Here is a 15,052-nt window from a genome sequence, read left to right as displayed (position 1 = left end):
GGGAGCCGCGATCACTCTCATGCGATTGTTTTTTTGAGGCAGTTTTCTGTGGAAATTGCATAAGAGTAGGAGTTGTTTTTAATGAACATACCGAATCGGATAACACTATCCAGAATTTTACTCATCCCGTTTTTTATTCTGTTAATGAGTTACCCATTTGAATGGGGCGCACTTGAGATGGAGGACCGGGCACTCCCAATCGCTCATCTGCTTGGTGCGGTTTTATTCATTGTGGCTGCTACAACGGATTGGGTTGATGGGTATTATGCCAGGAGATTTAACCTTGTTACAAACCTTGGTAAGTTTCTCGATCCATTGGCTGATAAACTGCTGGTTAGTGCGGCGCTTATTTTATTAGTCAATATTGATTTGGCTCCGGCTTGGATTGTCATTGTGATCATAAGCCGTGAATTTGCTGTGACGGGGCTAAGGCTCGTAGCAGCAGGAGAAGGCAGTGTGCTTGCAGCGAGTCAAATGGGTAAATTGAAAACGTGGATACAAATTGTAGCTATTTCTATATTATTACTTCATAATTGGCCGTTTGCATTCATCAATCTCCCGTTAGGCGTCATTTCATTATATCTTGCTTTAATCATTACGGTGATTTCTGGATATGAGTATTTCTCAAAAAATTGGCATGTCATGAGGGATTCCAAATGAGTCAAGGTATCCATGCTGAAATCATTGCGGTTGGAACGGAATTGTTGTTAGGTCAAATTCCTAACACGAATGCGCAATGGATTTCGAAACGTTTAGTCGATGATGGATTCCACGTTTATTTTCATGGTGTTGTAGGTGATAATGAAGCGCGTGCATTTGAGACGTTCAGCACTGCACAGGAGCGATCAAAACTAGTAATCGTCACCGGTGGGCTCGGACCCACAGAAGATGATCTAACACGCGATGTAGCTCAACGGTTATTTGGCCAGTCGTTGGTAGAAGACGAGAAAAGTATGGCCAGGATTGAAACATATTATGAACGTAATCAGAAACCGATGAGCCCTAATAATCGTAAGCAGTCGCTGGTTTTTGAACATGCTGACGTACTCGATAACCAGGAGGGAATGGCCCCGGGCATGATTGTCGAACACGAAGGTACGCTGTGGGTATTTTTGCCCGGAGTTCCTTCTGAAATGAAAAAACTGATGCTAGAAGATGTTCGACCTTACCTCAAGGATTACTATGCAATCGATAGTGAAATAGTGTCTGAAATGCTTCATTTCATTGGTATCGGCGAATCTAAGTTGGAGCATGAACTGCATGATGTCATTGAGCAGCAAACCAATCCGACAGTGGCTACTCTTGCTCATGATGGTGAGGTCTCTCTGCGTCTTACTGCCAAGGGTGACACGCATCATAAAGCGGTCGATCTTATCGAGGATATAAAACACGAGATATTGGATCGGGTCGGTGATTTTTATTATGGCTCCGATGATCTGACCATTCAAGAAATAGTACTGGAGCTATTGACAGAACAGGAACGGCTGATTGGATCAGCAGAAAGTTTGACGGGCGGACTTTTCATGGAGGAATTGATTGCTACACCTGGTGCTTCTGCCGTTTGTCAGGGAAGTATAGTCGCCTATAACCAAGGAGCAAAGCACAATTTGCTTCAGGTCCCTGAAGCGTTAATGGACGAATTCGGTACCGTTAGCGAACAGTGTGCCGCCTCTATGGCGACTAACGGGCGAGACGTTTTATCAACAGATATTACGTTAAGTTTTACAGGTGTAGCAGGACCAGATCCGAGTGAAGGAAAAGAGCCAGGCGTGGTTTTCATCGGCTTGCAGATCGGCAACGAACAACCGCAAGTGTATCACTATCATTTTCCCGGTACTCGGCCAACCATTCGACGCCGCGCTGTCAAAAAAGCTTATGAACTTCTGTATCATACCTTAAAATCGAATTAAGCATTGAAATGCGTATGCAATTTTTAGTGTTTCAGGGAGGATAAAATGGAAATTTCGCATGTTCTTTTGAATGAAAAAATAGGGAACATTTATTCGCATTTTAGTTGGCAAATGAGATAAAACACGTTATCATAGGGATAGCAAAACTGAAAGGGGAATATTATGAGTGATCGTAAACAAGCGCTGGATATGGCGCTTAAACAGATTGAAAAACAGTTCGGTAAAGGCTCCATTATGAAGCTCGGTGAACAAGCAGAACAAAAGATCAATACGGTGCCAAGCGGGTCATTAGCGCTGGATGTCGCCCTGGGGGTCGGTGGTTATCCGCGCGGCCGAATCGTTGAGATATATGGACCGGAGTCTTCCGGTAAAACAACAGTTGCCCTCCATGCTATTGCTGAGGCTCAACGGCAGGGTGGACAGGCAGCATTTATTGATGCTGAGCATGCGCTCGATCCTGGTTACGCACGTAATCTTGGTGTGAATATCGAGGAATTGCTGTTGTCTCAACCTGATACAGGCGAACAAGCCCTTGAAATCGCTGAAGCACTTGTACGGAGTGGGGCAGTTGATATGGTCGTCATTGACTCTGTTGCTGCTTTGGTGCCTAAAGCAGAAATTGAAGGGGAGATGGGCGATGCGCATGTTGGGTTGCAAGCCCGCCTCATGTCCCAGGCTCTGCGGAAGCTGTCTGGTGCCATCAGCAAGTCGAAGACGACCGCAATCTTCATTAATCAAATCCGTGAAAAAGTCGGGGTAATGTTCGGAAGCCCGGAAACCACACCAGGCGGACGTGCGCTTAAGTTCTATTCATCGGTACGTTTGGAAGTTCGCCGTGCCGAAACCTTGAAGCAAGGAAATGAAATGGTCGGGAATAAAACCCGGTTGAAAGTCGTCAAAAATAAAGTGGCTCCCCCTTTCAAACAGGCTGAAGTTGACATTATGTATGGTGAAGGCATATCCAAAGAAGGTGAGTTACTCGATATCGGAACGGAGCTCGATATTATCCAAAAAAGTGGCTCATGGTATTCTTATAACGAAGAACGCTTGGGTCAAGGGCGTGAGAACGCTAAACAGTTCATAAAAGAAAACCGGCACGTTTACGATGAAGTGAAAGGCACCATTCGCCAGCATTATGGAATGAACGAAGATGAAGAAGAAGAGGAAGAGCAAAAGGGACAGGAATCATTGGATGTATAATTGAACCGTTAACCAGCTGTAATCGTGTGTATTACGGCTGGTTTTCTTTGTCTCCTGTCAGACTTATTCGCAGCTTGGGAAGCAGACCTACATACCCTTTCCGGATCGTTTATCGGCACTTCCGCAAAGGAGAAAAGGCACGCTTCCTTGACATAACGTATAAGCAAGCATAAAATGAATGTGTATCATTTTCATATTTTTTTACATTAATTTCATGCATTCGCACTGAAAATGAAACGTTTGTACATGCCGACAAACTGTACAAGTTTATAGCAAGAGGAGGTGAAAACATGGATAGTATGATATCCCTGCTCATCTTCATTTTGCTTGCCCTAATCGTCGGTATTGTTGTTGGTTATCTTATTCGGAAGTCCATTGCGGAAGCGAAGATTAAAAGCGCTGAAGATCGTGCGAACCAAATCGAAGAAGAAGGCAGACGAAATGCTGAATCTGCCAAGAAGGAAGCTCTTCTCGAAGCGAAAGAAGAAAATCAGAAATTCCGCCAGGAAGCTGAAAATGAATTTCGCGATCGCCGTATGGAGATTCAAAAGTCAGAAAACCGTTTAATGCAAAAAGAAGAGAATCTCGATCGTAAGAGTGAAACGCTTGATAAGCGGGAAATGACACTCGAACAGAAAGAGGGGACTCTTACCGAAAGACAACAACAAATTGAAGAAATGGAAAGCAAAGTGGAAGCTATGCTGAAAGAGCAACAAGCTGAGCTTGAGCGCATTTCCGGTTTGACGTCAGACCAGGCCAGACAAGTCATTTTAGAACGAGTAGAACAAGAGGTATCACATGAAACGGCACTCAAAGTAAAAGAAGCGGAGAATCGTGCCAAAGAAGAGGCTGATAAAAAGGCGAAAAGCATTCTTTCACTTGCCTTGCAACGTTGCGCGGCGGATCATGTTGCAGAAACGACCGTCTCAGTCGTTAATTTACCTAATGATGAGATGAAAGGCCGTATCATTGGTCGTGAAGGGCGGAATATCCGGACCTTGGAAACATTGACTGGCATCGATTTAATTATTGATGATACGCCTGAGGCCGTCATTTTATCAGGTTTTGATCCGATACGCCGTGAGACAGCACGAAATGCCCTTGAGAAACTCGTACAGGATGGCCGAATCCATCCGGCACGCATTGAGGAAATGGTCGATAAATCTCGTCGTGAAGTTGACGATCATATCCGCGAAGTTGGAGAGGAAACAACGTTTGAAGTTGGAATCCACGGGCTCCATCCTGATCTAGTCAAGATACTTGGTCGTCTTAAATATCGTACAAGCTATGGTCAAAATGTACTCAAGCACTCTACGGAAGTTGCATACCTTTCCGGATTGCTCGCAGCAGAGCTTGGTGAAGATGAAACCCTTGCTCGCCGGGCCGGATTACTTCATGACATCGGTAAAGCCATTGATCATGAAGTAGAGGGAAGCCACGTTGAAATCGGTAAAGAACTGGCAACCAAATACAAGGAAAATGAAACGGTGGTCAACGCAATCGCTTCTCACCATGGAGACGAGGAAGCCACATCGATCATATCTGTTCTTGTAGCAGCAGCAGACGCATTGTCCGCTGCCCGACCGGGCGCAAGAAGTGAAACATTAGAAAATTATATTAAACGACTTGAAAAGCTCGAAGAAATTTCAGAGTCTTATGAAGGTGTTGAGAAGTCGTTTGCTATTCAGGCAGGTCGTGAAATTCGTATCATGGTACGCCCTGATGAAATTGATGATCTTAAAGCGACAAGCTTAGCCCGAGATATCCGCAACCGGATTGAAAGCGAACTTGATTATCCAGGGCACATCAAAGTAACAGTCATTAGAGAAACACGCTCTGTCGAATACGCAAAATAAATGAAGCGGTCTTTTAGACCGCTTCATTTTTAATCTCTCATTGTTATTATGCCTAGCTTAAGAACATTTTGACATATGTCGGCACCTGTGTGAAACTGAGTTTGAATTTTTGATTATAGAAAGGATTTGGACACATGAAGCTTTTATTTATCGGGGATGTTGTTGGCTCTCCGGGACGCGAAATGGTAGAGGAATACTTACCGAAATTAAAGCAAAAGTATCAGCCAGCAGTAACGATTATCAACGGCGAAAATGCTGCCGGTGGTAAGGGGATTACTGAAAAAATTTACCGTCGCTTTTTAGAGTTGGGAGCGAATGCAGTTACCCTGGGGAACCATGCCTGGGATAACCGTGATATTTTTGAATTTATTCATGACGCTCCGCACATGGTACGTCCTGCGAATTTCCCCGAAGGGACGCCCGGTAAAGGTATGACATTCGTAAAATCCCATGTAGGTGAGATAGCTGTTATAAATTTACAGGGCCGCACGTTTCTCTCCCCTAACGATGACCCTTTCCGCAAAGCTGATGAACTCATAAATGAAGCCAAAAAACGAACGAACCTTATCTTTTTGGATTTCCATGCTGAAGCCACCAGTGAAAAACAAGCAATGGGTTGGTATGTTGATGGGCGTGTCAGTATCAATGTCGGCACTCACACCCATATTCAGACCGCTGATGAGCGTATCCTTCCGCAAGGAACGGGGTATATATCCGATGTTGGCATGACCGGTCCTTATGACGCGATACTAGGCATGGACAGAGAGGTTGTTTTAAAACGCTTTCTAACTAACTTACCTGTACGTTTTGAAGTTCCAAAATCGGGAAGAAAACAACTGAGTGGGTTTTTGGCAGATGTAGATGAACGCTCAGGCAATGCAACCAAGGTGAAGCGCATCCTTATTAATGAAGATCATCCATTTTTTAGCTGATTATTTGAAGTTTTCTAAATATTCATTCATACTTAAAAGTAATAATCTACATCTCCAAGAATATAGTAATTATGGAACAACCATAGTTTATGAAGGAGGAAGCTAGTAATGGAAGTATTAAAAGTTTCAGCCAAATCAGTCCCAAATTCAGTAGCAGGAGCCTTGGCCAATGTAGTTAGAGAACGTGGCACTGCCGAAATTCAAGCAATTGGAGCCGGCGCATTGAATCAGGCAGTAAAAGCGGTTGCGATAGCCCGCGGCTTCGTTGCTCCAAGTGGAATGGATCTCATCTGCATTCCCGCTTTTACGGATATCATGATTGATGAAGAAGAGCGAACAGCCATTAAATTGATTGTAGAACCCCGGTAGTGTATTGATGGTGATGGCAATGATCAGAAATTATAATTTACATGTAGAAGTCGTGCTAAAGTGAAGCACGGCTTTTTATTATGATCTTTTTGCAAACCTTCATGAATCTCTTACCCTCCCCATATAATAAAAGAAGTACAACTTCTCATTCTAGTTCGTTAACCATATATGTTATTTCGCGACACACACATTTTTCCTTTGGAGGGGCGATAGGCTATGAACGGACAAATATCCTGGAAGGTCGGGGGACAACAAGGGGAAGGCATTGAAAGCACAGGGGAGATATTCGCATTAACACTTAATCGGCAAGGTTATTATTTGTATGGGTACCGTCACTTTTCATCTCGGATCAAAGGGGGGCATACGCATAATAAAATTCGCATCGCTACTAAACCTGTTCGTGCTATTTCGGAAGAGTTAGATATCTTAGTAGCATTTGACCAAGAAACTATCGATTTAAATGCGCATGAATTACATAAGGACGGGATTGTGCTTGCAGATGCGAAATTCAAGCCATCACTACCATCTCAATCGAACGCCCGTCTCTTATCCGTCCCTTTCTCACAAATAGCAAAAGACCTCGGTAGTCCCGTTATGAAAAATATGGTGGCCATTGGGGCGTCGAGTGCATTAGTAGGGATGAATCCGGCTGTGTTTAATGATGTAGTCGCGGAAATTTTTGAAAGGAAAGGGAAACAAGTGATTCAACGGAATGTGTTGGCTATTGAGGAAGGAGCAGCCTTTGTCATAATGGAATTGAGTCAACATGCACCGTTTATTTTACCTCCATCAGACCGTAAGCAGCGGTTATTTATGATTGGAAACGATGCCCTTTCGCTCGGTTTTCTGGCTGGCGGCTGCAGGTTTATGGCAGCTTATCCCATTACCCCGGCTTCTGAAATAATGGAATACATGATCAATGAGCTGCCTGATTATGGGGGGGCTGTTATTCAGACAGAAGATGAAATGGCTGCAGCGACCATGGCAATTGGCGCAAACTATGCAGGTGTACGAGCTGTTACGGCATCAGCAGGGCCGGGTCTGTCATTGATGATGGAATCGATCGGCTTATCAGGCATGACGGAAACACCACTCGTCATCGTGGATACACAACGTGGGGGGCCGAGCACCGGTTTACCGACGAAACAAGAACAATCTGATCTTTTCGCCATGATTTATGGGACCCACGGGGAAATCCCTAAAATTGTCATGGCGCCTAGTACAGTACAAGAAGCATTCCATGATGCCATCGAAGCGTTGAATTTAGCGGAGGAGTACCAGGTACCGGTTATCATATTGTCCGACTTGCAGCTCTCCTTAGGCAAACAAACCATAGATGAGTTAGATTATAAGCACATTAATATCCGAAGAGGGAAGATTCTTCACGAGGCACCAGAAGTCACGGCCGGTGATAAGTCCTATTTTGATCGCTACCGGGTAACGGGAGACGGCATTTCTGAGCGGATCCTTCCCGGTCTGAAGGACGGCATTTACCACGTAACCGGTGTTGAACATGATGCTACAGGCAAACCATCTGAAAAAGCCGGCAATCGCAAGGAGCAGATGGATAAACGTTTGCGAAAATTAAACAATCTCCCCCAGACGTTTCATGAGCCTATACACGCTGTGACACCTTTTCCCGATCCCGATATCGTCTTGATTGGATTTAATTCTACCCGAGGGCCCATTCAAGAAGCGATGGACATGTTAAAAGCATCCGGTGTGAAAGTCAATTGTGCTCAAATCCGGTTATTGGAGCCATTTCCGGCCCAAGAAATGCAACGCTTGCTGCAACATGCCCGGGTCGTATTGACGGTTGAACATAACGCCACAGGTCAGTTAGCGAACTTAATCAAAATGAACGTGGGTTGCCACGATAAAATTAAAAGTCTGCTTCAGTATGACGGTACTCCCTTTTATCCGAAGCAAGTTTATCAATTTGCAAAGGAGTTGTTATAAGTGGCAACTTTCAAAGATTTCCGAAATGACGTGAAGCCGAATTGGTGTCCTGGTTGTGGCGACTTCTCTGTGCAAGCAGCTATTCAAAGGGCATCAGCAAATATAGGTTTGGACCCAGAGAACTTAGCATTAATTTCAGGCATCGGCTGCTCAGGTCGCATTTCCGGTTATATTCGTTCCTACGGCTTTCATGGTACACATGGAAGGGTTCTCCCAATTGCTCAAGGCGTCAAAATGGCCAACCGTGATTTGACTGTCATCGCCTCTGGAGGCGATGGAGATGGTTTTGCCATCGGCATGGGCCACACCATCCATGCCATGCGCCGGAATATTGATATCACCTACATCGTCATGGATAATCAAGTTTATGGCCTGACAAAGGGGCAAACATCACCAAGAAGCGGTGAAGGATTTAAAACCAAAAGTACCCCGGAAGGCGCTGTTGAACCAGCTGTGGATATTATGGAACTGGCTCTGTCTTCAGGGGCTACTTTTGTGGCACAAGGATTCTCGAGTGATTTAAAAGAATTGATCGCCTTGATAGAAGCAGGAATTCGTCATGACGGATTCTCGTTCATCAATGTGTTTAGTCCATGTGTAACCTATAACAAGGTCAATTCGTACGATTGGTTTAAACAGAACCTGTTTAAGCTTAGCGATGTTCCTGACTACCAACCGGACGACCGCCGTCAAGCGATGCAATTATTGATGGATCATGGGAGCCTTGTCTCAGGATTAATCTACCATGACACCGAACGGCCATCCTATCAAAACGTGGTGAAAGGGTATGCCAAAACGCCATTAGCTCATAGTGACTTAACAATGGATGCAGATCGTTTTGCAGAGCTCACGAAAGCATTTCAATAAATCGCGCTAAAGAGTATGAGGTAGATCCTCTTACTCTTTTTTTATTTGATTATGCGTACGTACCGGATAAGCGGAAAAATAGATGCGCTGATTTTTTTACATGAAATCAAGTGTGTTTTCAGAGAGGACAGATAGGTTTGCGTTTTTTTAATTACATGATAAAATAGTAGTGAAATCAGTCGTTTAAGTGATGTAAAGGTGAAGGGGAGTGTTCGTTGTGAATGGAACAATGAAAGCTATTGTTAAACATGAACGCGGGGAAGGTGCTGAATTAAGGCAAGTGCCGATTCCTGATATTGAAGCTGATGAAGTCTTGATAAGAGTTAAAGCGACCTCCATATGTGGAACGGATGTGCACATATACAGTTGGGATGAGTGGTCGCAAAGCCGAGTGAAACCGCCTTATATTTTTGGTCATGAATTTGCAGGGGAAATCGTAGAAGTGGGGGATTATGTAACGACCTTTGAAGTAGGCGATTACGTGAGTGCTGAAACCCACCTCGTATGCGGACATTGTCCTCAGTGTAATGTCGGTCAATTTCATATTTGTGAGAACACGAAGATCATCGGAGTCGACACAGAAGGGTGTTTTGCGGAATATGTAGCCCTGCCGGCCAAGAATCTTTGGCGTAATCCGGATACCATGCCGACAGATGTGGCATCGGTTCAAGAACCCATGGGGAACGCTGTCCATACGGTTCTAAACGGCGAGGTAGCCGGCAAATCCGTGGCGATCATCGGATGCGGACCGATTGGCTTAATGGCTGTAGGCGTTGCTAAAGCGGCCGGGGCATCTCAAGTGATGGCGTTTGATTTGAACCCGTATCGATTGGAACTTGCAGCCCAAATGGGGGCGACGACTATCGTGAATTCCGGAAAGGAAGATCCGGTTCAAGCTGCGAGACAAATGACGGATGGTCATGGAGTTGATGTCGTGTGTGAAATGAGCGGAAATGCTATCGCGATGGATCAGGGGTTCAAAATGATCACCAACGGGGGAAGAGTTTCGATATTAAGCTTGCCGGTTAAACCAGTCAGTTTGGATATTACAAATGATGTAGTATTCAAAGGGGTTGAAATTCAAGGGATCACCGGTCGGAAAATGTATGAAACATGGCAGCAGGTTTCTCGTTTGCTGCATGCCCATCAGGTTGACTTAACACCGATCTTGACGCATCATCTCCCGCTTGAGGAGTTTGAAACTGGCTTTGACCTCATGCTGAAGGGTGAATGTGGTAAAGTTGTGTTACACCCATAAAAAAATGACAATTCATTAGGAGGCGATGATATGAAAGGTTTTGAATACTTACAAACCCAATTGGATGACATGAAAAAGGAAGGCACGTTTCGTGAACTCATCCCGTTGGAATCAGCTCAAGGCTCTCGCGTCACGATTAAAGGTAAGAACGTCATTCAGCTCTCTTCCAATAACTATTTGGGATTGACGTCCCACCCGCGAATGAAGGAAGCTGCCAACAAGGCAACTGAGGAATTTGGAGTAGGGACAGGATCTGTGCGTACGATCGCTGGAACATTAACCATGCATGAACGTTTTGAGCGCAAATTAGCTGAATTCAAGCATACCGAAGCTGCTCTTGTTTTCCAGTCAGGGTTTACCACGAACCAAGGCATCCTGTCTTCTATTTTGACGGATGAGGATGTGGTGATTTCGGATGAACTGAACCATGCTTCAATTATCGACGGGATCCGTCTGACGAAAGCAGCTCGAAAAATTTATAAACATACGGATATGACCTCGTTGGAAGAAAAGTTAAAAGAGTCCGGCGATTATCGTACGCGTCTTGTTGTGACGGATGGTGTATTCTCAATGGATGGCAACATCGCCCCCTTGCAGGACATCGTGGAATTGGCGGAAAAGTACGACGCCCTGATCATGGTCGACGACGCTCATGCGAGCGGTGTGCTCGGGGACAACGGGCGTGGCACAGTCAATCATTTCGGTCTTGATGGACGGGTGCACATCCAAGTCGGTACGTTAAGCAAAGCGATTGGTGTCCTTGGAGGATACGTCGCCAGTACCCAGACGCTGAGAGAATACCTTATTCACAAAGGCCGCCCCTTCTTGTTCAGCACCTCTCATCCGCCAGCTGTAACAGCTGCCAATGATGCCGCTATTGATGTGTTATTGGAAGAAGAGCATTTGATCACGAAGCTCTGGGATAATACGACATTCTTTAAGCAAGGATTAGCTGATATGGGATTTGACACAGGTATCAGTGAAACACCGATCACCCCTGTGATGATTGGAGACGATGCAATGACGCATCAATTTTCCGATGAATTATTCCACGAAGGTGTGTTCGCTCAAGGGATCGTCTTTCCGACAGTTCCAAAAGGGAAAGGCCGGATTCGGACCATCGTAACTGCTGAACATTCCAAGGAAGAATTGCAGGAAGCGTTAAATGCCTTTGAAAAAGTCGGCAAAAAATTATCCGTCATTTAATAGGTAAGTTGCGATAAATAATGGTGTGGATAGCTCATAACAGCCTCATTCCATTAGGAGGTTGATGGTTGACTGGGGAGCCTCGATTTCTAGACTAAAAGAATGGTGCTTGCTACGCGAGAGTGCGGGGAGCCTTTTCAGACTGTCGGTTTACAAGCTCTCATTCCCCTAAATACAAGGTCTGCATTATGGAGCCCCAGTTACATGACGTATGGCAGGATTGAAAGCAATTAAGTTAGATACTCTTCTAAGGCGGTGGGGAACAGTGGGTTCTCAGATCGCCAAAGTTGCGAATACTTTCTCTATAGAAGGGTCCGTTCGCCAAAAATGAAAATGGGTTGGCTGGGAAATGACGAGACTCCCGCGGGAGAAGGGGCTCGGCAAGACCCCACAGGGAGCGAAGCGAGCGAGGAGGCTTGCCGGTCCCCCGCAGGAAAGCGAGTTATTTCCCAGCCAACCCAACCTCTTATATCGTATAGGACCCATAATATCCGGTTGAGTTTTCTAGATAAAAACGTCGAGATTTAACAGAGATCGTGCAGCGACCTCAGAGCTTGATTAGCCGTGCTGGAATGGAGGAAGACTGAGTGTAGTGTTCTTCATTTTAGCAGGTTGATGAGGCTCTATTTTTATTTCCATATACGTTGACTGATGATCCATACTTAAAAAATGGCTTCATTCTTGATATAATAGTAAAGTTAGATAGTTATTCTTGAAAGGAGTACTGTTGATGAACGAACAACAGCGGCAAGAAGCGTCACGCATTCGTCAAGGAGAGCCATCGGACATAAAATCCGAAACGGATAACCTTGAACGACTGAAACAGACAAGCAGTGATGATTTTGTGAAATATTTTGAAACAACCTATGAACCACCTTCTTTAAAATCAGCTAAAAAACGCGGTAAAGAAGATGTCGAGATTCATTATGACTATACCATTCCGGAAGAGATGCAGAATGTCGGAGACGGTCAGAAATACATGATTCGTACTTATGGCTGCCAAATGAACGAACATGACACGGAAGTCATGGCCGGTTTGTTTGAAGAAATGGGCTACACGTCGACTTCTGATACAAAAGAAGCGGATATCATCTTGTTGAACACGTGTGCCATTCGCGAGAACGCTGAAAATAAAGTGTTCGGGGAACTTGGTCATCTGAAATCATTGAAACGGGAGAACCCTGATTTGATCCTCGGGGTATGCGGGTGCATGTCTCAAGAGGAATCCGTGGTTAATCGTATTCTTAAAAAGCATCCTTTCGTAGATATGATTTTCGGTACACATAATATCCATCGGCTGCCTCATCTAGTCAAAGAGGCGATGTTCGGGAAAGAAATGGTCGTAGAAGTTTGGTCTAAGGAAGGGGATATCATAGAGAATCTTCCCCGCTCCCGAAAAGGTAATATTAAAGCCTGGGTCAACATTATGTACGGGTGTGACAAGTTCTGCACGTATTGCATCGTGCCTTATACCAGAGGGAAAGAACGCAGCCGTCTTCCTGAAGATGTTATACAGGAAGTGCGCCATTTGGCCGCCCAAGGGTATAAAGAAGTGACCTTGCTTGGCCAAAACGTCAACGCGTACGGCAAAGATTTTGATTTTGACTATGGCCTTGGGGATCTGATGGATGAATTGCGAAAAATCGATATTCCGCGTGTCCGCTTTACAACATCTCATCCTCGTGATTTTGATGATCGCTTGATTGAAGTGTTGGCAAAAGGCGGTAACATGCTTGACCATATCCATCTGCCTGTTCAATCCGGGAGCTCTGCTGTCCTTAAAATTATGGCGAGAAAGTACACCCGGGAACGCTATTTAGAGCTTGTGGATAAAATCCGCACGGCCATGCCGAATGCTACTTTAACCACGGATATCATTGTCGGCTTTCCTAATGAAACGGAAGAGCAGTTTGAAGAAACGTTGTCATTAGTTGAGGAAGTAGGTTTTGAAAGTGCCTATACCTTTATCTATTCTCCTCGGGAAGGAACGCCTGCGGCCAAAATGCAGGATAACATTCCGATGGACGTCAAAAAAGAACGTCTCCATCGCTTAAATGATTTAATCAACAAACAATCCGCCGAGACGATGGAAAAATATCAAGGTGAGGTTGTCAATGTTCTTGTTGAGGGAGAAAGCAAAAATAACAGCGAGGTACTGGCCGGCTATACAGAACGGAACAAACTGGTTAATTTCCGAGGTTCTAAATCAGCTATCGGCCAAATCGTTAAAGTAAAGATTACAAATACAAAAACCTGGACGCTTGATGGCGAAATGGTAGAAGAAGCGGCAGAGGTGAAGTGATATGGCAGAATATACACGTAAACAAGTAGTGGAAGAAGCTGAAAAATTGGCTAAAATGATGGCTAACATTGAAGAAATTGATCGCTTCAAGCAACTCGAAGCCAAAATCAATGACAATCAAAAAATTCAGGATAATATCCAACGCATCAAAGCGTTACAAAAACAAGCGGTCAATTTTCAAGCCTACGGCAAAACCGAAGCACTTGAAAAAGTGGAAAAAGAGATCGATCGCTTACAAGAAGAGCTTGATGGCATCCCTATCGTCAGTGAATTCAAAGATTCACAGATGGTTATCAATGATATTTTACAAATGGTATCTAATACCATTTCGCGTGAAGTTACGAATGAAGTCATTCGTTCCACCGGCGGCGATTTATTAAAAGGTGAAACAGGTTCAAAACAGGCCAACGGCGCCTGTGACCATTAAAAGTTTAAAGAATCACTGGACGTTTTTTTACGTTCAGTGATTTTTTTCGTACAATCAGCTGGGCTCTTGCATAGAATGAACTAAAGTCCTCATCAATCATTTTTATTTTGTAATGACCACTATGCACCAAACGCCTAATCTGGGCATAGGATGGTCAGTAGGATAAGGAGGTTTTAGATGATATGTCATTCTTTGACCAGGAGTATCGTGAAATCATCACCAAAGCCGTCTGCGGAAAAGGAAAAAAATTCACGGAAGCTTCGCACACGATCAGTCCAACACACCGTCCAACAAGTATTCTTGGCTGTTGGGTGATTAACCACATTTATCACGCCAAGAAAAAAGGAGATCACGTAGAAGTCTCAGGCAGTTATGATGTCAACGTCTGGTATTCCTATAACGATAATACAAAAACGGAAGTTGTGACTGAACGTGTCAATTACTGTGACCATGTTCCTTTGTCTATAAAAGACGAAAACTGCATTAATGACGAGCTGGAAGTCGTTGCCAAAGTCGTTCAACAGCCTAACTGTCTCGAGTGTAAAATCACAGCACAGGGGCAAAAAATTACGGTGGAAGTTGAACGCGAGTTTATTGTAGACGTTATAGGCGAAACAAAACTTTGTGTAAAAGTGAACCCTAAAGGGTGTAAACAAGATGAGGATTGGGATTTTGATTTATCAGATGACGACTTTTCTGAAATTGATCCAGATTTTTTGGATAATAAACATGATTAAATACATGCGTCCTTGCTGTTTCGCCTCAG

Annotated in this window: 13 protein-coding genes; all 13 read left to right on the top strand. The window is 44.4% G+C overall.

All coding sequences use genetic code 11. The features are described from left to right. Positions 1 to 81 precede the first annotated feature (81 nt). The 13 genes from pgsA to HOP45_RS07860 all read left to right on the top strand — a co-directional run bounded on the left by pgsA (position 82) and on the right by HOP45_RS07860 (position 15,023). Complete coding sequence (gene pgsA / locus HOP45_RS07920) at positions 82 to 660, top strand: CDP-diacylglycerol--glycerol-3-phosphate 3-phosphatidyltransferase (RefSeq protein ID WP_181348629.1); 579 nt, start codon at positions 82 to 84, stop codon at positions 658 to 660. Next, a complete protein-coding gene (locus HOP45_RS07915) occupies positions 657 to 1,910 on the top strand; it encodes a competence/damage-inducible protein A (protein WP_181348627.1) in 1,254 nt (417 codons plus the stop codon). The genes pgsA and HOP45_RS07915 overlap by 4 nt, the downstream gene beginning before the upstream one ends. A gap of 162 nt (positions 1,911 to 2,072) precedes the next feature. Then, entirely contained in the window at positions 2,073 to 3,110 is a 1,038-nt protein-coding gene (gene recA, locus HOP45_RS07910; protein WP_181348625.1) for a recombinase RecA, read from the top strand. Between the two features lie 290 nt (positions 3,111 to 3,400). Continuing rightward, complete coding sequence (gene rny, locus HOP45_RS07905) at positions 3,401 to 4,966, top strand: ribonuclease Y (RefSeq protein ID WP_181348623.1); 1,566 nt, start codon at positions 3,401 to 3,403, stop codon at positions 4,964 to 4,966. Positions 4,967 to 5,100: 134 nt separating this feature from the next. Beyond that, positions 5,101 to 5,898 (top strand): TIGR00282 family metallophosphoesterase, encoded by a 798-nt coding sequence (locus HOP45_RS07900; protein WP_181348621.1) that lies wholly within the window; start codon positions 5,101 to 5,103, stop codon positions 5,896 to 5,898. 108 nt (positions 5,899 to 6,006) lie between these two features. After that, positions 6,007 to 6,267 carry a stage V sporulation protein S gene (locus HOP45_RS07895; RefSeq protein ID WP_008640081.1) on the top strand — a complete coding sequence of 87 codons (261 nt, stop codon included), beginning with the start codon at positions 6,007 to 6,009 and terminating at the stop codon, positions 6,265 to 6,267. Positions 6,268 to 6,483: 216 nt separating this feature from the next. Continuing rightward, positions 6,484 to 8,226 (top strand): 2-oxoacid:acceptor oxidoreductase subunit alpha, encoded by a 1,743-nt coding sequence (locus tag HOP45_RS07890; protein WP_181348619.1) that lies wholly within the window; start codon positions 6,484 to 6,486, stop codon positions 8,224 to 8,226. Next, a complete protein-coding gene (locus tag HOP45_RS07885; protein WP_181348618.1) occupies positions 8,227 to 9,093 on the top strand; it encodes a 2-oxoacid:ferredoxin oxidoreductase subunit beta in 867 nt (288 codons plus the stop codon). Between the two features lie 217 nt (positions 9,094 to 9,310). After that, positions 9,311 to 10,351 carry an L-threonine 3-dehydrogenase gene (gene tdh / locus HOP45_RS07880; RefSeq protein WP_181348616.1) on the top strand — a complete coding sequence of 347 codons (1,041 nt, stop codon included), beginning with the start codon at positions 9,311 to 9,313 and terminating at the stop codon, positions 10,349 to 10,351. 30 nt (positions 10,352 to 10,381) lie between these two features. Further along, positions 10,382 to 11,557: a glycine C-acetyltransferase gene (locus HOP45_RS07875; RefSeq protein ID WP_181348615.1), complete on the top strand. Its 1,176-nt coding sequence runs from the start codon at positions 10,382 to 10,384 to the stop codon at positions 11,555 to 11,557. Between the two features lie 727 nt (positions 11,558 to 12,284). After that, positions 12,285 to 13,859 (top strand): tRNA (N6-isopentenyl adenosine(37)-C2)-methylthiotransferase MiaB, encoded by a 1,575-nt coding sequence (gene miaB, locus HOP45_RS07870; protein WP_181348613.1) that lies wholly within the window; start codon positions 12,285 to 12,287, stop codon positions 13,857 to 13,859. Between the two features lies 1 nt (position 13,860). After that, positions 13,861 to 14,286, top strand: coding sequence for a YlbF/YmcA family competence regulator (locus HOP45_RS07865; protein WP_181348611.1), 426 nt, complete (start codon positions 13,861 to 13,863; stop codon positions 14,284 to 14,286). Positions 14,287 to 14,468: 182 nt separating this feature from the next. Beyond that, positions 14,469 to 15,023 carry an outer spore coat protein CotE gene (locus tag HOP45_RS07860; protein ID WP_181348610.1) on the top strand — a complete coding sequence of 185 codons (555 nt, stop codon included), beginning with the start codon at positions 14,469 to 14,471 and terminating at the stop codon, positions 15,021 to 15,023. Positions 15,024 to 15,052: the final 29 nt, after the last annotated feature.

The organism is Thalassobacillus sp. CUG 92003, from assembly GCF_013618635.1.
In the GTDB taxonomy this organism is placed as follows: domain Bacteria; phylum Bacillota; class Bacilli; order Bacillales; family Halobacillaceae; genus CUG-92003.
This window is presented reverse-complemented; position numbering and strand designations above follow the sequence as displayed.